The 18,200-nt window shown below is 66.2% G+C and carries 21 protein-coding genes, 1 pseudogene and 1 riboswitch; of the genes and pseudogenes, 7 read left to right on the top strand and 15 right to left on the bottom strand.

Going from position 1 to position 18,200, the window contains the following annotated elements; genetic code table 11:
* The 3 genes from VK92_RS22285 to VK92_RS22275 form a co-directional block, all read right to left on the bottom strand.
* Positions 1-1,497 carry a TolC family protein gene (locus tag VK92_RS22285; RefSeq protein WP_048024542.1) on the bottom strand — a complete coding sequence of 499 codons (1,497 nt, stop codon included), beginning with the start codon at positions 1,495-1,497 and terminating at the stop codon, positions 1-3.
* The gene (locus tag VK92_RS22280) at positions 1,494-1,772 is read right to left on the bottom strand and encodes a hypothetical protein (protein WP_048024544.1); all 279 of its coding nucleotides are present in this window, start codon (positions 1,770-1,772) and stop codon (positions 1,494-1,496) included. Before VK92_RS22280 ends, VK92_RS22285 begins: the two co-directional genes overlap by 4 nt.
* A 90-nt stretch (positions 1,773-1,862) precedes the next feature.
* Positions 1,863-2,219 carry a hypothetical protein gene (locus VK92_RS22275; protein ID WP_048024546.1) on the bottom strand — a complete coding sequence of 119 codons (357 nt, stop codon included), beginning with the start codon at positions 2,217-2,219 and terminating at the stop codon, positions 1,863-1,865.
* Between the two features lie 266 nt (positions 2,220-2,485).
* Between VK92_RS22275 and VK92_RS22270 the strand changes: the two genes are divergently transcribed.
* Both VK92_RS22270 and VK92_RS22265 read left to right on the top strand, forming a co-directional pair.
* Complete coding sequence (locus tag VK92_RS22270) at positions 2,486-3,157, top strand: heavy metal response regulator transcription factor (protein ID WP_048024551.1); 672 nt, start codon at positions 2,486-2,488, stop codon at positions 3,155-3,157.
* Positions 3,154-4,566, top strand: coding sequence for a heavy metal sensor histidine kinase (locus tag VK92_RS22265; protein ID WP_048024553.1), 1,413 nt, complete (start codon positions 3,154-3,156; stop codon positions 4,564-4,566). The genes VK92_RS22270 and VK92_RS22265 overlap by 4 nt, the downstream gene beginning before the upstream one ends.
* A 73-nt stretch (positions 4,567-4,639) precedes the next feature.
* Here the strand turns inward: VK92_RS22265 and VK92_RS22260 are convergent, their stop codons facing one another.
* The 4 genes from VK92_RS22260 to VK92_RS22245 all read right to left on the bottom strand — a co-directional run bounded on the left by VK92_RS22260 (position 4,640) and on the right by VK92_RS22245 (position 7,221).
* Positions 4,640-4,825, bottom strand: a complete 186-nt coding sequence (locus tag VK92_RS22260; protein ID WP_021159996.1) for a DUF1289 domain-containing protein — start codon at positions 4,823-4,825, stop codon at positions 4,640-4,642.
* A gap of 2 nt (positions 4,826-4,827) precedes the next feature.
* Complete coding sequence (gene dmeF / locus VK92_RS22255; protein WP_048024555.1) at positions 4,828-5,835, bottom strand: CDF family Co(II)/Ni(II) efflux transporter DmeF; 1,008 nt, start codon at positions 5,833-5,835, stop codon at positions 4,828-4,830.
* A 12-nt stretch (positions 5,836-5,847) separates the two neighbouring features.
* Positions 5,848-6,123, bottom strand: a complete 276-nt coding sequence (locus tag VK92_RS22250) for a metal/formaldehyde-sensitive transcriptional repressor (protein ID WP_048024557.1) — start codon at positions 6,121-6,123, stop codon at positions 5,848-5,850.
* Positions 6,124-6,531: 408 nt separating this feature from the next.
* The gene (locus tag VK92_RS22245; protein ID WP_048024559.1) at positions 6,532-7,221 is read right to left on the bottom strand and encodes a hypothetical protein; all 690 of its coding nucleotides are present in this window, start codon (positions 7,219-7,221) and stop codon (positions 6,532-6,534) included.
* 687 nt (positions 7,222-7,908) lie between these two features.
* A riboswitch (yybP-ykoY riboswitch) is annotated at positions 7,909-8,082 on the top strand.
* A 77-nt stretch (positions 8,083-8,159) separates the two neighbouring features.
* On the opposite strand from VK92_RS22245, the gene VK92_RS22240 reads away from it, so the two are divergent.
* Complete coding sequence (locus VK92_RS22240; protein WP_048024560.1) at positions 8,160-9,170, top strand: sodium:calcium antiporter; 1,011 nt, start codon at positions 8,160-8,162, stop codon at positions 9,168-9,170.
* A gap of 73 nt (positions 9,171-9,243) precedes the next feature.
* Here VK92_RS22240 and arsH read toward each other — a convergent pair whose 3' ends face one another.
* The 6 genes and pseudogenes from arsH to gstA form a co-directional block, all read right to left on the bottom strand.
* Positions 9,244-9,981, bottom strand: coding sequence for an arsenical resistance protein ArsH (arsH, locus tag VK92_RS22235; RefSeq protein ID WP_081065068.1), 738 nt, complete (start codon positions 9,979-9,981; stop codon positions 9,244-9,246).
* On the bottom strand, positions 9,959-10,381 hold the full coding sequence (gene arsC / locus VK92_RS22230; protein ID WP_042975391.1) for an arsenate reductase (glutaredoxin): 423 nt from the start codon (positions 10,379-10,381) through the stop codon (positions 9,959-9,961). The genes arsH and arsC overlap by 23 nt, the downstream gene beginning before the upstream one ends.
* A 20-nt stretch (positions 10,382-10,401) precedes the next feature.
* Positions 10,402-11,472 (bottom strand): ACR3 family arsenite efflux transporter, encoded by a 1,071-nt coding sequence (arsB, locus tag VK92_RS22225; protein ID WP_048024601.1) that lies wholly within the window; start codon positions 11,470-11,472, stop codon positions 10,402-10,404.
* Positions 11,469-11,801 (bottom strand): ArsR/SmtB family transcription factor, encoded by a 333-nt coding sequence (locus VK92_RS22220; RefSeq protein ID WP_042975389.1) that lies wholly within the window; start codon positions 11,799-11,801, stop codon positions 11,469-11,471. Before VK92_RS22220 ends, arsB begins: the two co-directional genes overlap by 4 nt.
* Before the next feature lie 112 nt (positions 11,802-11,913).
* Positions 11,914-12,240 (bottom strand): annotated as a pseudogene (locus VK92_RS22215) (copper-binding protein); the annotation flags it as partial.
* A 3-nt stretch (positions 12,241-12,243) separates the two neighbouring features.
* Positions 12,244-12,876: a glutathione transferase GstA gene (gstA, locus tag VK92_RS22210; protein ID WP_048024564.1), complete on the bottom strand. Its 633-nt coding sequence runs from the start codon at positions 12,874-12,876 to the stop codon at positions 12,244-12,246.
* Positions 12,877-13,012: 136 nt separating this feature from the next.
* Here gstA and VK92_RS22205 point away from each other — a divergent pair, with 136 nt between their 5' ends.
* Together VK92_RS22205 and VK92_RS22200 are read left to right on the top strand one after the other, a co-directional pair.
* Positions 13,013-13,405 (top strand): winged helix-turn-helix transcriptional regulator, encoded by a 393-nt coding sequence (locus tag VK92_RS22205; protein WP_048024567.1) that lies wholly within the window; start codon positions 13,013-13,015, stop codon positions 13,403-13,405.
* 31 nt (positions 13,406-13,436) lie between these two features.
* Positions 13,437-13,805, top strand: a complete 369-nt coding sequence (locus tag VK92_RS22200; protein ID WP_048024569.1) for a hypothetical protein — start codon at positions 13,437-13,439, stop codon at positions 13,803-13,805.
* Here the strand turns inward: VK92_RS22200 and VK92_RS22195 are convergent.
* Entirely contained in the window at positions 13,802-14,461 is a 660-nt protein-coding gene (locus VK92_RS22195; protein WP_230946752.1) for a YbhB/YbcL family Raf kinase inhibitor-like protein, read from the bottom strand. The two genes, VK92_RS22200 and VK92_RS22195, sit on opposite strands and share 4 nt — an antisense overlap.
* Positions 14,462-14,568: 107 nt before the next feature.
* Here VK92_RS22195 and VK92_RS22190 point away from each other — a divergent pair, with 107 nt between their 5' ends.
* Complete coding sequence (locus VK92_RS22190; protein ID WP_048024571.1) at positions 14,569-15,429, top strand: XAC2610-related protein; 861 nt, start codon at positions 14,569-14,571, stop codon at positions 15,427-15,429.
* Positions 15,430-15,610: 181 nt separating this feature from the next.
* A complete protein-coding gene (locus VK92_RS22185) occupies positions 15,611-16,996 on the top strand; it encodes an MFS transporter (protein ID WP_048024573.1) in 1,386 nt (461 codons plus the stop codon).
* 57 nt (positions 16,997-17,053) lie between these two features.
* On the opposite strand, the gene VK92_RS22180 is transcribed toward VK92_RS22185, so the two are convergent.
* Positions 17,054-18,130 (bottom strand): C45 family autoproteolytic acyltransferase/hydolase, encoded by a 1,077-nt coding sequence (locus VK92_RS22180; RefSeq protein ID WP_048024574.1) that lies wholly within the window; start codon positions 18,128-18,130, stop codon positions 17,054-17,056.
* Between the last annotated feature and the right edge of the window lie 70 nt (positions 18,131-18,200).

Raw genomic sequence — 18,200 nt, 5'->3', positions numbered from 1 at the left:
TCAATGACCTTCAGGATGCGTTTGCGTCGCGGGCGCCGGTTGCGCCGCGGGGGTGGAAGCCGGCTGCGGCGCAGCGTCGGCACTGGAAGCGGGTTCCGGCCGGGCAGATGGCGTCGGACGCGACACGTCGCCCGGCGTCGGCAGCCGGCCCCCGACGGCCATCTGCAGATCGGTTTCGGCGAGCCAGTAGTCCTTCAGCGCATCGATGTAGCCGTTCACCGCGCCGACCTGTTCGCGTGCATCGGCCAGCAGCTCGAACACGCTCGCGAGCATCCCGTTGTAGCGCAGCAGCAGCTCGTCCGAGATCGTCTTGCGCAGCGGCACGACTTCGTCGCGGTAATGGGTGGCGACGTCGTAGCTCGTCACGTAGGCCGCATACGATTCGCGCACTTCGGAACGCGCGTCGATGGCCGTTTTCGCGAGCCGGTTCGCCGACTGCATGTAGATGGCCTCGGCCCGCGCGACCTTCGCGCCGCCCCAGTCGAACAGCGGAATCTCGACGCTGATCTCGAAGCCGTGCTCGTGACCCTTGCCGGTCTCGTAGTCGTTCACGTAGCCGAGATCCACCGCATTGACGAAGCGCGTGGCCTTGCTCAGGCCGAGCGACGACGCGACACCCTGCGTCTGCAGCTTCGCGGCCTGGATGTCGAGGCGGTTGCGCATCGCGAAACGTTCGAGATCGGGCAGGTCCGGCCGCGCTTTCGGCAGGTCGGGCAAGCGCTCGGGCAGCGCGTATCGCGTGCGTTCGCCCCACAGCCCCATCGCGCGCGTGAGCTTCTCGCGCGCGGCCACGGCCTGCTGGCGCGCCTTCGCGTGCTGCGCGGCCGCATCGGCGTGGAACGCCTGTTCCCGCGCGTAATCGAGGCGGCTGAAGTTGCCGGCCTGCCGCATGCGCTGCGCCAGTTCGGCGGCCGCACTCGCGGCATCGCGCACCTGCCCTGCATAGTTCGCGGCCTGTTCGGCCGCGACGGCCTCGACATACGCGCGGCGCGCGTCGGCGGCCACCTTCAGCATCGCGTCGGCGGTTTCGAGCTTGGTCTGCTCGAAGCGACGGCGTTCGATGTTCGTCGCGAGCGGCAGGGTCAGCAGCGCGAACACGTTCGCCGAGAACGTGCGGCCGAGCGTCAGCTCGCCGTCGCCGGCGCGGGTGCGGCTGAACGCGAAACGCGGGTTCGGCAGCCGGCCGGCCTGGACGAGATCGGCCTCCGACAGCCCCAGTTCCGCGTACGACGCCTGCAGGCCGCGGTTGTTCAGCAGCGCGACCTGTACCGCATCGTCGATCGACAGCGGCCTGGCGAGCAGTTCCTTCGTGCGCGTGTCGACGGCTTCACGGTCGGCGTCGGTCCTGACCACGACCGCGTCCTTGCCGATGCGCTCCGACGCGACGGACGACACCGCGTCGAAACCGCCGTCCTTCGAAAACGTCGTGCAGCCGGCGAGGAAGGCCAGCGCGGCCGCGGCCGCGCCGATCCTCGGCGAGATCGACAGCATCGTCATCGCGCGGCCTCCTCGTGCATCGAACGGGTAGCGCCGCCAGTCGCACGACCGGTCGTGCGCCCCTTCGCGGGCCGTTCCGTCACGTCGCGGTTCAGCTGTTTCCAGCCCGGGCCTTCGTCGTCCCGATACGGCCGGTAGCCGTCGAATGCGGACGTCACGGTGACGTCGGGCACCGCCGCGGCGGCGTCCGCCGGATCGGGCAGCGGGGTTTGCGCAGGCGCGAGCGACGGCACGATGGCCGCCGCGCCAAGCAGCGCCGCAGTAATCAATCGCATGAATGGGTCTCGTCGTGTGTCGTGCGGCGGACGCGATGCCGCCGCCGGAGCGGATTGCGGAGCACGGCCGGTCTGGGCCGCGGGCATGGTCTAGACGAGAAGCCGGCGCGGCGGCCTGTCGATGCCGCCGGTCAGGAACGACACGACCCCGGCCGCGGGCGGTGGCGAGACGATCGCCGCGCGAACGCCGGCCGCGACGGGGACGGCGGGCGCGCCCGACATGCCGGCGCCGACGCAGCAGGACACGCACGCGGAACACGCCGGCGCATGCCGGGCGTGGCTGTCGGCGTCGTGATGGCCGTCCTGCGCGCCCGGCATCGTGTGCGACGCCGCTTCCATCGGCGCGACGGCAACGCGTTCGCACTGCATCGAAACAGTCGCGAACGACTGGATCGGCAGGCTCAGCGCCAGCAGCACGACGAGGAGGAATTTGCGCCAGTACGACATGGATGCGGAATCAGGCAGGCAACGACCGGATGGGCCGGCGCGGCGCCGTGACAGCGCGTGCCGGGGGACAAGACGGCCGCAGCTTAGCGCCGTCGCGGTGACGACGACATGGCCGAAACATGACCGGATTTTCATGAAACGCGGGCGACGCGGCGCAAGCGCTTCATGACCATTCCGTCATCCGGCGGTCATTCTTCGCGCACGCTCGGCGCCCTATGCTCACGCGTTACACTGACCGGCTGGAATCACGGACAGCCTGCCTCACCATGCGGATACTGATAGTCGAAGACGAACCCAAGATGGCGTCGTACCTCCGGAAAGGGCTGATGGAGGCGAGCTACACGGTCGACATTGCGGAAACCGGCAAGGACGGGCTGTTCCTTGCGCTGCACGAGGATTTCGATCTCGTCGTGCTCGACGTGATGCTGCCGGAAATGGATGGCTTCGAGGTGCTCCGGCGCCTGCGCGCGCAGAAGCAGACGCCGGTGCTGCTGCTCACAGCGCGCGAGGCGATCGAGGACAAGGTCGCCGGGCTCGAGCTGGGTGCCGACGACTACCTGCTCAAGCCGTTCGCGTATGCCGAGTTTCTCGCGCGCATCCGCTCGCTGCTGCGACGCGCGCCGCGCAACGTGCGCGACATCCTGCATGTCGCCGATCTCGAAGTCGACCTGATCCGCCGCCGCGTGCGGCGCGCCGACACGCGCATCGACCTGACCGCGCAGGAATTCGCGCTGCTGCAGTTGCTCGCCGAACGCGAAGGCGAAGTGCTGACGCGCACCTTCATCACGTCGCAGATCTGGGACATGAATTTCGACAGCGACACGAACGTCGTCGATGCCGCGATCAAGCGCCTGCGCGCGAAAATCGACAACGCCTATGAGAAGAAGCTGATCCACACGATCCGCGGGATGGGCTACGTGCTCGAGGATCGTTCGTGACGCGCAGCAGCCCGGCCTCGTATTCGCTGCTGCGGCGCCTGACGCTGGCGTTCGCCGTCGTCGCCGCGCTCGTGTTCGCGCTGACCGGCGCGTACCTGTATCGCTCGCTGTCCGCCGAGCTGACGCGGCGCGACGACATCGAGATCTCCGGCAAGCTCAACCAGTTCCTGCAGCTTGCGCACGCGAGCGGTTCGGCTGCCGCGCTGCGCGCCGATCCGGCCGTGTTTCATGAAGTGCTGCTGTCACATCCGGGCGTCTATCTCGGCATCTACGACGCGCGGAACCGCGCGCTCGTCGAGCATTCCGACGAAGCCGGCCACACGCTGGCGTCGGTGATCGCCGCGCCCCATCCGGCCAGCGCAACCGGCACGCCGTTCACGTGCGCGCCGCCCGGCATCGGCACGTCGCGCTGCGTGTATGCGCGCGCCACGCTGCCGTCCGGCGATGCGATCCAGGTTGCGCTTGCACGCACGGCGACCGATCGCCAGTCGTTGCTCGAAAGCTATCGCGTCGACATCTGGCTCGCGGCGGCCGCGGGCGCGCTGCTGGTCGGCGCGCTCGGTTACGCGGTCGCGTCGCGCGGCCTGCGCCCGGTCGAGAGCCTCGGTCGCCAGACGTCACGCATCGAGGCGCACAACCTGAACGCGCGGCTCGACGCGCGTGGCGGCCCGGTCGAGCTGCGTGAACTCGCGACGTCGGTCAACCGGATGCTCGATCGCCTCGAACGCGCGTTCGTGCGGCTCTCCCAGTTCTCGTCCGATCTCGCGCACGACATGCGCACGCCGCTCGCCAACGTGATCAGTTCGTCGCAGGTCACGCTGTCGCGCGCGCGCACGACCGAGGAATACGAAGCGCTGATCGATTCGAACATCGAGGAATGCGAACGGCTGCAGCGGATGATCGAGAACATGCTGTTTCTCGCGCGCACCGACAATGCGCGCCAGCACTTGAAGACCGCCGAACTTGACGCGGGCGGCGAGTTGCGCCGGCTCGCGTCGTATTTCCAGGCGCTTGCCGATGAAACCGGCGTGCGCATCGACGTGCAAGGCGAAGCGACCGTCGTCGCCGATGCGACGCTGTTCCGGCGCGCCGTCAGCAATCTCGCGTCGAACGCGCTCGAACACGCGCAAGCCGGGTCGACGATCGAGCTGGCGGTGTCCACGCAAGGCGGCTATGCGGTCGTCGAAGTCACCAATCGCGGCGCCGCAATTCCGCCCGAACAGGTCGAACGGATCTTCGAGCGTTTCTACCGCATCGATTCGTCGCGGCACGGCGCGGCGCGCAACGCGGGCCTCGGGCTCGCGATCGTGAAATCGATCATGGAGCTGCATCGCGGCAAGGTCGAGGTCGCAAGCCGTGACGGGCGCACGACGTTTGCGCTTCATTTTCCGCGCGGCGCCGAACGGTAAGGCGTTTCCGGCGCGTGTCGCATCGGCATGACGGCCGCCGCGCCACCAGGCGAAGCACGACGACGACGCCCCTTCACTCCCCAGGTTCGCGCCGGATTTTCGCCTGGCGGCGATTGCGGTCGTTCAGTATCTGGTGCCGGCGATGGTCGGTCAGCTTCTTCCAGTCACGCGCCTCGTCGCGCGTGCGCAGGCAGCCGACGCAAAAGCCCGTCCGGCCGTCGAACGCGCACAGCTCGATGCACGGTGATTTCACGGCCACGGTCAGGCCGCCTTCGCAGGCGTCATCACTTCGACGGTCACGTGCGACACGCCGTCGAAACCCTCGATCAGCGCATGGTAGAAACGCGCGTCGCGCACCGTCTCGACGGTTTCGACCGACACGATCGCACTCATGTGGCCCGGCCCGACACGCCACACGTGAAGATCGTTGACCTTGTCGCCCAGCGCCTCGATCGCATCACGTATGCGCGCCGCCAGCTTGCGATCGACGTTGACGTCGAGCAGGATGCCGCCGGTATCGCGCATCAGCCCATACGACCAGTTCGCGATCACGAGCGCGCCGACAATGCCCGCAACGGGGTCCATCCAGACCCAGCCGAATGCACGTGCGAGCAGCAGGCCGACGATGGCCAGCACCGACACGGCCGCGTCGGCGATCACGTGAACGTAGGCCGACCGGATGTTGTGGTCGCGATGGGCCGCCGTGTGCGAACCGTGATCGTGATGCGCATGAGGGTCATCGTCGTGATCATGGTTGTGGTCGTGCCCATGATGATGACCGTGCCCATGGCCATGCCCGTGGTGATGGCCGCCGCTCAGCAGCCACACGCTGGCGAGGTTCACCGCGAGCCCCAGCACGGCAATCGGAATCGCTTCGCTGAAGTGAATGGGCACGGGCGCCAGCAGACGCGCAACCGCCTCGTAGCCGATCAGGATCGCGATCATCGCGAGCACGATCGCGCTCGTGAACCCGGCCAGGTCGCCCAGCTTGCCGGTGCCGAACACGAAGCGCGGATCGTCCGCATGCTTGCGCGCATAGGTATAGGCCAGCGCGGCGATCAGCATCGCGCCAGCGTGCGTCGACATGTGCAACCCGTCGGCGACGAGCGCGAGCGACCCGAACAGCGTGCCGCCGACGATCTCGGCCACCATCATTGCCGAGCACAGGCCGATGACCATCCACGTCCTGCGTTCGTTCTGCTCGTGCGCCGCACCGAGAAAGATATGGTCGTGCCCGGCGCCGAATGCGTCATCCTGGAAAGCGTTCATGTCCTGCCCCGATTACTTGAAATAGCTGTGCACCACGTCAATCAGCTGCTCGGTCGCGCTGCCTTCGTGTGCGTCAGGTTCGTGCGCATCGACCAGATGCTCGCGAATGTGGTCTTCCAGCACGACGGCCAGCAGCCCGTTCATCGCGCCGCGACAACTCGTGATCAATTGCAGGACCTCGTTGCAGCCGTGCTCCTCCCCGAGCGCACGCTCGATGGCCTCGACCTGGCCCTTGATCCGGCGCACGCGGTTCAGCAGCTTCTGTTTTTCACGAACGGTATGGCTCATCGACGACGGGCTCCTAGATAGGGAGGGGGAGTATATATCCGGAAGGGTTCCCGTATAGGGGAGAGGGGTATATTTTTTTGGGATGAAGGCTTGTCGAAAGGTATCCGCTCGGCTAGATGCGAAGCGTCAAGGCTGTTTCTCGGCGCGGGAAGTCTGGTCGTCGGCGCATCGACGCCGATGGCACCACGAGCACGATGATTGCCGGCGAACACACACGGCTCGACGCACGGCGATTTCACGGCCACGATCAGGCCGCCTTCGCAGGCGCCATTACTTCGGCGATCACATCGGAAACATCGTCGAATCGCACGTCACGCGCTGCATCGGCAGTCTCGACCGACACGATCGGGCATACGTGGCTCGTGCCGACGCGTGGCACAGGGACTGCGACGGGTTTCAGCACCCGGATCAGCGCAGCGAAATCGGAATTCTCGCCGCGACCCAATCTATCGTGGTCGGCGGCATCGAGATCGTCCGCGTGCTGTCGTACGCATCCGATGCGTCGAAGTAGATCAGCTTGCCGTCGTGGATCTCGATCGGATCGTTTCCAGGCCGGCCGCCCCAGAAGACGAAAAACAGCCGGGTAGCAAGTGTCGACCCGTGCTCATCGGCCACCACGATTTTGATCTGTTCGTTTTGATCAGCAAAGAGGACGTTGCCGCGTTGGCCACTTCCGCAGATGTTGACGATATAGGTTGTGCCATCGACCTGCTTGATGCCGCCGTTCAGTTTCGCGTTGTAGTTGTATCGCTGGCAGTCGGTTTCGTCGGTCGTGATCCCGCGAACGCTGACGAGATAGAAGAATGCCAGGAAGCCCAGCGTGACGATGGCCAGTCCTGCGCGCCTCGTTCTGCTGAAATGGCCGATATTTCTGACAAGCCGGTAGAAGTAGAGCACGAAGATGATCGACGTGATGGCGAAGATCGTGCTCTTCGCATGCTTGAGCGAGAAAAGCACGATCGCATTCCTGACGTCCACTGGCACGAACATCCATGCAATGGCGACAACCACGCATGTGACGACAACGGTCGAGACCGCTTTGAGAATGACGGCGGTCGCCTTCAGCTGGTAATACGGGACTTTTTTGACGTCGGGCATAGCGCTTGAATGACGATTCGCGAGAGAACCGGTCTCAGCGTAATCAAAACCCCGGCATTTCCAACGTCGATAACGAAGACAACTTGTCAGATCCAGCCGAACCTACGTAGGACATAGCGGTACGGGCAGTCTTCCGACGGCACGACTGTTACAGAAGGTTTCGTCGCCACACGGCTCAACATCTCGTCCTCGAGTTCCGCAGCCCCCTCGTCTGCCAATAAGGCGACCGTGTCAGCCTCCACGGGGGCTGGGCGCGTGGAGTGAACAGATTCGCGTCGACGGGCCGCAGTGGTATGTGTCCCGCATCCCGCCACGAACCTCCTCGACGAAATCGCCCCCCCGATCACACGAAGATGGTCACCAACCGCCCATCGATACCGCCGCAGATTGTCGGTCCATGCCAGTCGCTCCGGCACGGTTAGTCTGCCGGCCCTCAAAGGGCATTTGCAGCACGTCACCGACGAGATGCGCGTGTACTGCAGCGACGGGTTCTGCCGGACGGTCAACCTCGTCTTTGACAACGAGCACTTCCGCCTCTTTTGTGACCACTTCCGTCGGCCCGCGATCGACACATCACATCGGCCAGGTCATTGCGTGCCCAGTCATTCAGCGTCTCCCCATACCCACCGACCCGACAATGCCGTACGAAATGAATGCTTGTCGAAAGCAACCCGCTCGGCTAGACTGCCCTTCGTCTTTGGGGAGTAGCCTGCTTTCCGTCTCCGGAAAGCGAACGCGTCAACACACTCGGCCTGCGGCCGTGGCGCGTTCAGCCTGATCGGCCTGGCGAGACCATCGGCACATCGCGTCGTTCCTGGTCGGACGTCGGCGGATGTGTGCCATGGTTCGTCAACGTCCGACCACGGAGTCCCCATGTTCCCCGCCGCCCTCTCCCCGCGTTTCGCCGCCGTCCGCACGCATGCCTGCGGAGGTGCCGCATGACGTTCATGTTCGTCGAACTGGCGGTCATGCTGATCGTCATCCTCGTCGCCGCCGAGGTCTTCACCAATGCGCTCGAACATCTCGGCGAACGCCTGAAGATTTCCGAAGGCGTCACCGGTTCACTGTTCGCCGCCGTCGGCACCGCGCTGCCCGAAACGATGGTGCCGCTGCTCGCGCTCGCCGGCGGCACGGCGAACCCGGCCGTGAACGAGGAGATCGGTGTCGGCGCGATTCTCGGCGCGCCGCTGATGCTCGCCACGCTCACCACGTTCCTGATGACGCTCGCGGTGATCCGCTCGCGCGGGCCGCGCGGCACGATCACGCCCGAACGGACGGGTTTCGTGCGCGACCTGAACTACTTCCTCGCCGCGTTCTCACTGGCCACCGCCGCGATGTTCGTCCCGCATCACAACGGCGCCGTGCGCGCGCTGCTCGCCGCGATGCTGGTCGGGATCTACGTGATGTATGTCGTGATGACGTTCCGTGCGTCGAACCGGCTCGTCGATGCCGGGCATGGCACCGAGGCGCCGCACAAGATGTTCCTGTCGCGCGTGGGCTTGCCGACCAACCTGGCAACCATCGCGCTGCAGTTGCTCATCGGCGTCGCGCTGCTGGTCGGCGGGGCGAAGGGTTTCATTCACGGCGTGGAAGGCGTGTCGCACGTGCTCGGCGTCTCGGCTCTGCTGCTGTCGCTGATCATCGTGCCGATCGCGACGGAGTTGCCCGAGAAGGTCAACAGCGTGCTGTGGATCCGCCGCGGGAAGGACACGCTCGCGTTCGGCAACATCACCGGCGCGATGGTGTTCCAGGGCACGCTGCTGCCGGCGATCGGCATCATGCTGACGCCGTGGGAGCCGCGCCTCGAAGTGCTGACCGGCGTGATCGTCACGCTCGCGGCGGCCGCATGGCTGCGCGTCAATGCGCGCACGCGCGGGCTCGCGATCTGGGCGTTGCTGGCGAACGGCGCGGGTTACGCAGCCTATCTGTTCCTGACACTGGCCCGGTAACCCGGCTCACGCGGCACGGGCACGCTGCCGCGGTGCGAACGATGCACCGCCGCGCCGCGTGCCCGCAAGCGTGTCAGATGCGCTCCTGGTTCACACGCTGCGACAGCTGCTCGGCGCTTTCCTTGCGCTCGCTGTACCGGTCCGTCAGGTACGCGCCGACATCGCGCGTGAGCAGCGTGAACTTGACCAGTTCCTCCATGACGTCGACGACCCGGTCGAAATACGCGGACGGCTTCATCCTGTCGTCGTCGCCGAACTCCATGAACGCCTTCGCGACGGACGACTGGTTCGGAATGGTCAGCATGCGCATCCAGCGTCCGAGCACCCGCATCTGGTTGACCGCGTTGAACGATTGCGATCCGCCGCTGACCTGCATGACCGCCAGCGTCTTGCCCTGCGTCGGCCGTACCGCGCCGACCGACAGCGGAATCCAGTCGATCTGCGCTTTCATCACGCCGGTCATCGCGCCGTGCCGCTCGGGAGAGCACCACACCATGCCCTCCGACCATTGCACGAGCTCGCGCAACTCCGCCACCTTCGGGTGATGCTCGGGTGCATCGTCGGGCAACGGCAATCCGGCCGGATTGAAGATCCTGACATCGGCGCCCATGGCCGTCAGCAGCCGCGCCGCCTCCTCGACCAGCAGCCGGCTGAACGAACGCGCGCGCAACGACCCGTAGAGCAGCACGATGCGTGGCGGATGCGTCGACGGGCGCGCGGGTTGCAGCAGGCTCGCGTCCGGCACGCGAAACAGCGCGGCGTCGAGTTGCGGCAGATCGTTCAGGCGGTCAGACACGCTTGCCCTCCGCATCGATCACGATTTCGCCGTCTTCCTTCGCAAACGGCCCGTTCTGCGGATCGGGCAGGATATCGAGCACCCGTTCGGACGGGCGGCACAGCCGCGTGCCGAGCGGGGTGACGACGATCGGGCGATTGATCAGGAGCGGATGCGCGACCATGAAGCCGATCAGGTCGTCGTCGCTCCATTTCGGATTGTCGAGATCGAGCGCGTCATACGGTGTGCCCTTGCGACGCAGCACGTCGCGAACGGGGATGCCCATCGCCGCGATCAGCGCGCGCAACGCCTCTTTCCCGGGCGGCGTGTCGAGGTACAGCACGACACGCGGTTCGACGCCGCTGTTGCGTATCATCGCCAGCGTGTTGCGCGACGTACCGCAATCGGGGTTGTGATAGATCGTGATGTCGGTCATTTCCGGAATCCTGATTGATTTCACTTGCGCTCGTACCAGCCCTTCGAACGGTTGACCACGCGCACGACGAGCAGCATGACCGGCACCTCGATGAGCACGCCGACGACGGTCGCGAGCGCCGCGCCCGAGTGGAAGCCGAACAGGCTGATGGCCGCCGCCACGGCCAGCTCGAAAAAGTTGGACGCGCCGATCAGCGCCGACGGGCACGCGATGCTGTGTTTCTCGCCGACGATGCGATTGAGCCCATAGGCGAGCGCTGCGTTGAAGAACACCTGGATCAGGATCGGCACCGCGAACAGCGCGATCACCAGCGGCTGCTTCAGGATCGCCTCGCCCTGGAACGCGAACAGCAGCACCAGCGTGGCCAGCAGCGCGGCGATGGACCAGGGGCCGATCTTCGCCATCGCGCGGTCGAACGCCGCCTGCCCCCTGGCGAGCAACAGCCTGCGCCACGCTTGCGCGAGGATCACCGGGATGACGATGTAGAGCACGACCGACGTGAGCAGCGTCGCCCATGGCACCGTGATGGCGGACATCCCCAGCAGCAGGCCGACGAGCGGCGCGAAAGCGATCACCATGATGCTGTCGTTCAGCGCGACCTGCGACAGCGTGAACAGCGGATCGCCGCCGGTCAGCCGGCTCCACACGAACACCATCGCCGTGCACGGCGCGGCGGCCAGCAGGATCAGGCCGGCGATATAACTGTCGATCTGGTCGGCCGGCAGCATCGGCGCGAACAGCTGCCGGATGAACAGCCAGCCGAGCAAGGCCATCGAGAACGGCTTGACAAGCCAGTTCACGACGAGCGTGACGCCGATCCCCCGCACGTGCTGGCGAACCTCATGCAACGCGCCGAAGTCGACCTTGACGAGCATCGGCACGATCATCACCCAGATCAACAACCCGACGGGCAGGTTGACCTGCGCGTATTCCAGGCGGCCGATGCGCTGAAAGAGCCCCGGCAGTGCCAGGCCCAGCGCGATGCCGAGCACGATGCACAGCGCCACCCAGACGGTCAGGTAGCGTTCGAAAAATCCGATGGCGGGCCGGGCCGCCGCGGCTCGCGACGGGGCCGCGTGCGAGCCGCTCATGTGCGATCCCCGCAGCAGGCCGGCGCCGCCGGCACGCCGCACGCAGCGCCGGCGCAGCAGTTTTCGGTCAGGAACCCGATGAGGCCGCTCATCGATTCGAAGTTCGCCGCGTAATAGATGAACCGGCCGTCCTGACGCGCGGTGACCAGCTCCGCATGCGACAAATCCTTCAGATGGAACGACAGGCTCGATGGCGACAGCCCGATCTGCTGGGCGATCGCACCGGCCGGCAGCCCTTGCGGCCCGGCGACGACCAGCGCGCGAAAGATGGCCAGGCGCGCTTCATGAGCAAGCGCGCCCAGGGCGCGCACGACGAGATTGGAGTCCATGGCGCGAAGGATAGCGCCTTCATTTCCATATTTCAAGAATTGTTGAAATAAAGGTGTCCATCTCCTGCCGAACGGCATAACCGGGCGGGCGAGGCACCGGCATGCCGTCAGGTCAGGACGCCTTCACGAGCTTGACGATCGTCAGCGTGCCGTCGACCTTCTCGATCCGCACCTTGACCTTGTCGCCCGCATGCGCGTGCTCGAGCATCGCCGCGTCCTTCGCCTTGAACGCCATCGTCATCGGCGGCATCCCGACGTTGTCGAGCGCGCCGTGCTTCAGCGTGATCCGGCCGCTCGCGGCATCGACCTTCTTCACTTCGGCATCGGTCAGCGCGGCGTTCGACTCGGCCGCACCGCCCGACGACATCTTCATGCCCGACATGTCCATGCCGGCCATGTCGCCGGCGGCGAAGGCCGGCGCGGTGAAAGCGCCGCTCGCACGCTACCGCGCCAGCGCGTCGGCCTCCAGCACGGCGCGCACCGCCGGCCGCGCACGCACCCGCTCGTACCACGCACGCAGATGCCCATACCGGGTCAGGTCGATATCCGCGTTGTACACCGACCGCATCCAGTCGGCCTTGCCCCAGCCGGTCAGCGCGAACAGGTAGGCATCGGCAACGGTGAACGTGTCGCCGGTCAAGTATGCGTTGCCGTCGAGCTGGCGGTCGATCCATGCAAAACGGCTGTCGAGCTTCGTTCTCGCCGGATCGACGTATTTCCCCGCCTGTACCGCATACAGCAGCGGAATGAACCCCTTGTGGATCTCGGTGCCGAGAAAATTGAGCCATTCCATCAACCGGTAGCGCGCGAGCGTCCCGTACTTGGGCGCAAGCGCGGCTTCCGGGCACAGATCCGCGAGATACTGCGCGATCACCGGGCCTTCGCGCAGCAGCGTGCCGTCGTCGAGTTCGAGCAGCGGCACGTAGCCGAGTTCGTTCACATCGTAGTAATTGCGCCCGTCTTCAATGACGTGCTTGCGTGCGTCGACCTTGATGATCTCCGCGTCGATGCCGCCTTCGCGCAGCACGATGCAGATGGCCTGCGAACAGCTTCCAGGTGCGTGATAGAGCTTCATGCGTTTCCTTCGTGGGTTGTCCATGTATCGATTCGCCGCGACGCGGGCGCTAATATCTCGCATCGGCGCATCGCCGGGAAGACGGCAGTCGTTTGTGCCGTAGTCACAAAAAATTTACCGACCAGGATTCAGCACGATGAAAACGAGTGCGACCGGATGTTCCGTTGAAGAAGCGATGCGCCTGCTCGGCGGCCGCTGGCGGCTGCTACTCGTGTCGTATCTGCTCGACGGGCCGCGACGCTTCAGCGACCTGCGCCGCGACATGCCCGGCATCTCGCAGCGCATGCTGACGCTCGACCTGCGCGCACTCGAAGATGCCGGGCTCGTGCGGCGCACCGTCTATCCGGAGGTGCCGGTGCGGGTCGAGTACGACCTGAGCGCCGACGGCGACCGGCTGCGGCCCGTCGTCGAGGTCATGCGCGAATTCGGGCTATGGCTGAAGGCGCGCGATGCCGATGCGACGTGCGATACCGGCGTGACGCCCGGCGCGGCAGCAGCGGCCGGAACCGCCCTTCATTCGAACCGATAACCCCTACCATCCTTACGCAGGAACCCCGTTCATGGAACTTCACGCTACCGTCGGCGCGGCGACGTCCGACCTCGACGACGACGAAAGCTTCGCCAACATCTACTGTCACGACGCCGAGCAGGACTATTGCTTCGCGCTGTCGCGCTTTCCGGACGACACGCTGATCGAAGTGATGGTGCGCGACCAGATCATCTGGCGCGTCAAGGATCTGTCGGTGACGCTGACGGACGACACGATCGACATCGAGATCGAACCCGGCATCGCCGCGCGACTCGACGGCCAGACGCGTTACGTGATCCATCTCGCGCCCGGCCAGTACGATCCGGCCACGCTGCACGCCGCGCTGAAGGAGATCTTCGCGGGGAAAAGCGGGTTTCAGGACGACAGCACGCGCGGTTAACGGCTCAACCGCACCGTCATCGTCGCCTTCGCGAGGGCCTGGTAGTGAGCGGTGTAGCCGACGACCGCTGGCGTCGCGTCAGGTTCGACCGGCAGCTTCGCCACCTTGAGCGCGGTCAGCGTAATGACGTAGCGATGGGTGTCGCCCTGCGGCGGGCACGGGCCAAGATAGCCGACATGGCCGGTGTCGTTCTTCATCGGGACGGCCCCCGCCGGCAGTCCGGCAACGTCATTGCCCGAACCGGGCGCGATGCCATGCGCCGACGCCGGTATGTCGGCGACGACCCAGTGCCAGAATCCGGAGCCCGTCGGTGCGTCGGCATCGAACATCGTCAGCAGGTAGCTTTGCGTGCCTTCCGGAACACCGCTCCACCGTATGGATGGCGAAATGTTTTGACCGTGACAGCCGAAGCTGTCCGATACCTGCGCGCGACCGAACGCGCCGCCGGCAAGCTCCGCGCTTTCGATCGAGAAATCGCCCGCCCGTGCCGTACCGGCAGCGAGCATCGCCACGCAAAGGGCGAAACCGGGCTTGACTATCGTCATCGTCACCTCACCAGCAAGCAGGAATGGAACGGACATTCTTGCAATCGCGCCGGCCCCGAACAAGACAAGCAAAGGTACCGGTATCGCGACTACCCGGTAATGTCCGGCCATGCCGGCCCCGCTCGCGGAACGAGCCGGATGCCGATACATTGGCGGCAAACGGAAGTCTTGGCCGGCCGCTTCCATCCTCATTCACGCCCTTCATGCCTGATCCGACCATGACGCGCCCTTCACGACTGCGTTCGCTGCTCCACGGCTCCATGCTGTTCGTCGCCTGCGCATCGATCGCGCCCGCCGCGCAAGCGGCCAAACCGCTGCTCACGTTCAAGGTCGACGACACCGTCACGGCCCGCGTCGAACGGGCGGACAGCGAGCACGTTACCGTGCGCCTCCTGCCGAGCGGCAAGACGCAGACGCTCGACGTGAGCGCCGCCGACGAAGAAGGCCGCTATCACCTCGCGTCGGACGACTACAACTTCGACGGCCACCGCGATCTTGCGATGCATGCCACGCTCGGCATGGTGAACGATGGCTACGGCATCTACCTGTACGACACCGCGCGCCAGCAGTTCGAGCCGTTGCGGATGCCCGCGAGCGACATGCCGCACGGCAATTGCGACGGGCTGGTCAACGTCCAGGCGAAGCCGAAGGAGCGCACGCTGTACAGCTCGTGCCGCGGCGGCCCGATCTGGTACACCGATGCGTATCGCTTCGACGGCAGCGGCAGGATGTACCTGTACCAGTCGAGCGAAGCGATACCGGACGACCTGCGCGACCTGCTCGACACCGACCACGGCCCGTCGTCGATGCTGCTGACCTCCGACGCGCAAGGCAAGCGTGTCGCGCGTCGCCCCGACGCCTATGGCGGCGGCACCGTCACGTTCAAGGTGCGCCCGGCACGCCTGCCGCTGCACGATGCGATGTCCGATGCACCCACGCGCCGTTATGTCGTCGCGGGCGACACGGTGGAGGTGATCGACGCGAGCGCCGATTTCCAGTGGCTGAAGGTGCGGTATCGCAACCCACATGCGGGCGCGGTGCAGGGCTGGGTCAGTGCGAAGGAGGCGATGGGCAACTGATGCAAGCGGTCGCGTATTCGCCACGCTTCCCACATATTGAACGCCGAACATCCCATTAATAGGGATACCTGCCCAAATGTTGACGCGCTTCCCGCCGCGACTCTAACGTTCTCCCCTACGCCATTCGATTCGGCCGCCCCGCTCGCGGGCGACGGCCGGGCATGGAACACAGGAGACAACCGTGGCTCAATCCGCGTCGCGCACCCACGCGAACCCGCCGGATCGATTGCCCGCCCACGCCGGCATCGCATCCGATTCAACCGCCCGCGCGGCCGCCGCGCAGGCAGCACCGCCCAGCCGCAAGCGCCTGCTGATCCTCGCGCTGCTGTTCATCACGGTCGTGATCAACTATCTCGACCGCAGCAACCTGTCGATCGCCGCGCCCGCGCTGTTCAAGGCACTGAACATCGATCCCGTGCGCGCGGGCCTCGTGTTTTCCGCGTTCGGCTGGACCTACGCGCTGATGCAAGTGCCGGGCGGCTGGCTCGTCGACAAGGTGTCGCCGCGCGTGCTGTATGCGGGCGCGCTCGCGCTGTGGTCGGCCGCGACGTTGCTGCTCGGTTTCGCCGGTTCGTTCGTCGGGCTGGTCGTGCTGCGTCTCGCGGTGGGCGCGCTCGAGGCGCCGGCCTACCCGATCAACAACCGCGTGGTGACGACGTGGTTCCCGACCCGCGAGCGCGCGAGCGCGATCGGCGGCTACACGTCGGGCCAGTTCGTCGGCCTCGCGTTCCTCACGCCGGTGCTCGCATGGCTGCAGGTGCATCTGGGCTGGCACATGGTGTTCGTCACGACCGGCCTCGCCGGCATCGCATGGGCCGCGATCTGGTATGCGGTGTATCGCGAGCCGCGCGCGTTTCGCGGCGTCAATGCGGCCGAGATCGCGCTGATCCGCGACGGCGGTGGCCTCGTCGATCTCGAAGACCGCATCGCGGCGCGCACCGAACGCGCACCGTCGACGTGGCGCGACCTTGGCGTCGTGCTCGGCCGGCGCAAACTGTGGGGCATCTACCTCGGCCAGTTCGCGCTGAACTCGACGCTGTGGTTCTTCCTCACGTGGTTCCCGACCTACCTCGTCAAGTACCGCGGAATGGACTTCATCAAGTCGGGCTTCCTCGCGTCGCTACCGTTCCTCGCCGCGTTCGTCGGCGTGCTGTGCTCGGGCGTGCTGTCGGACTGGCTGATGCGTCGCGGCGCGTCGCAGGGCTTCGCGCGCAAGCTGCCGATCATCTCGGGGCTGCTGATCTCGACCTGCATCATCGGCGCGAACTACGTCACGTCGACCGGCTGGGTGATCGCGTTCATGACGATCGCGTTCTTCGGCAACGGCTTCGCGTCGATCACGTGGTCGCTCGTGTCGGGGCTCGCGCCCGCGCGGCTGATCGGCCTCACGGGCGGCGTGTTCAACCTTATCGGCAACCTGTCCGCGATCGCGACGCCGATCGTGATCGGGCTGCTCGTGAACGGCGCAGACTTCTCGCGCGCGATCACCTACATCGCCGCGATGGCACTCGCGGGCAGCCTGTCATACGGTTTGCTCGTCGGCAAGGTCGAACGCATCGACGCATGAGCCTCGCGAGGGCGGCACACGCGTGCCGCCCTGCCTTGCCGCCGCCCGCGTACCGCGTCAGAACCGCTGAAACCCGTCGCGCGCGAGATCGTGCGGATTGCCCGCCACGTAGTCGAGTGCGCACGCGTCGGTATCGATGCCGACGGTCAGCAGCGTCTCCCAGCGCTCGGTGTCGGGCATCGACGGATCGGCGTGGAAACACACGACGGCCTGATCGCCGGCCGCACCGCACATTGCCGCCGCGCGCTCGCGCACATCGGCGCTCGTCATCCCGTTCACGACTTCGTTCAGGTGCGCGAAGCGTTCGCGCGTGGTCGAGCTGTCGGGCATGCACTCGCCGCCGCTCAGCGCGCGATCGAGGAAGTGGTTCGTATGCAGCAGCCAGCCGTCCGGACGCGGCACCACCACGGCGACACCCGACGGGCTCAGCTCGATGCTCGCCGCGCGCGGGTTCGCGTCATGCCGCGTGAACACGGTCAGCACCGTGGACGCGCTCACGCGCGCGGTGCGCGCGAGTTCGATCGCCTCCTGCACCGTCGCCGCATCTTCCAGCAGGCGCCGCGCGATCGCATGCACGGGCACACCGGCGCTGTCGTTGTCGCTCGCGTGATGCAGGATGTTGAAGTGCAGCCCGAGCCCCGCGCTGTTCACGCCGAGCTTCGCGAGCATCCCGAACTCGGAGAACAGCTTGACGGTGCGGCCGTGCGGCGTCGCGAACCGCATCAGCAGCCCCTGCGGCGCGAGGCTGTCGTGCCAGTCCCACGTCTGCAGCGTGCGCGGCGCGTGCGGGCCGGCCGGCGCGTAGACGGTCGTCGAGCACTCGCCTTCGGCCGACGCAGGCGCGGTCGCGAGAATCTCGGTGCGCGCGTTCAGGCACGCGAGCTGCCAGCGCGGCAGGTCGACGCCGTCGGCGATCGCGTCGACTTCGGCGGCCAGCCGCGGGCACCACGCACCGAGCGCGGCAAGGCTCGCTTCGCCGATCTCTCGCGCGCGCTGCGGCTCGATGCCGAGCTTCGGGAAGAACGCGAGGTAAAGCGCGACCGTCTCGCGAATCTCGGCGGCGAAACGCGCGCCGATCAGGCGGCCGCGCTCGTGCGGATCGGTGAGGTCGGTCACGAAGGTGTGCAGCTTCAAGGTCAAATCTCCTGGGTTGAATGCGTTCCGGGCAAGCGCGGCCCGGAACGTGATGCATGGCGCAGCCGGT

This window comes from Burkholderia sp. LK4 (assembly GCF_001043615.1).
Classification (GTDB): domain Bacteria; phylum Pseudomonadota; class Gammaproteobacteria; order Burkholderiales; family Burkholderiaceae; genus Burkholderia; species Burkholderia cepacia.
The sequence above is the reverse complement of the archived record's forward strand: the minus strand, read 5'-3'. Positions and strand labels throughout refer to the sequence as shown.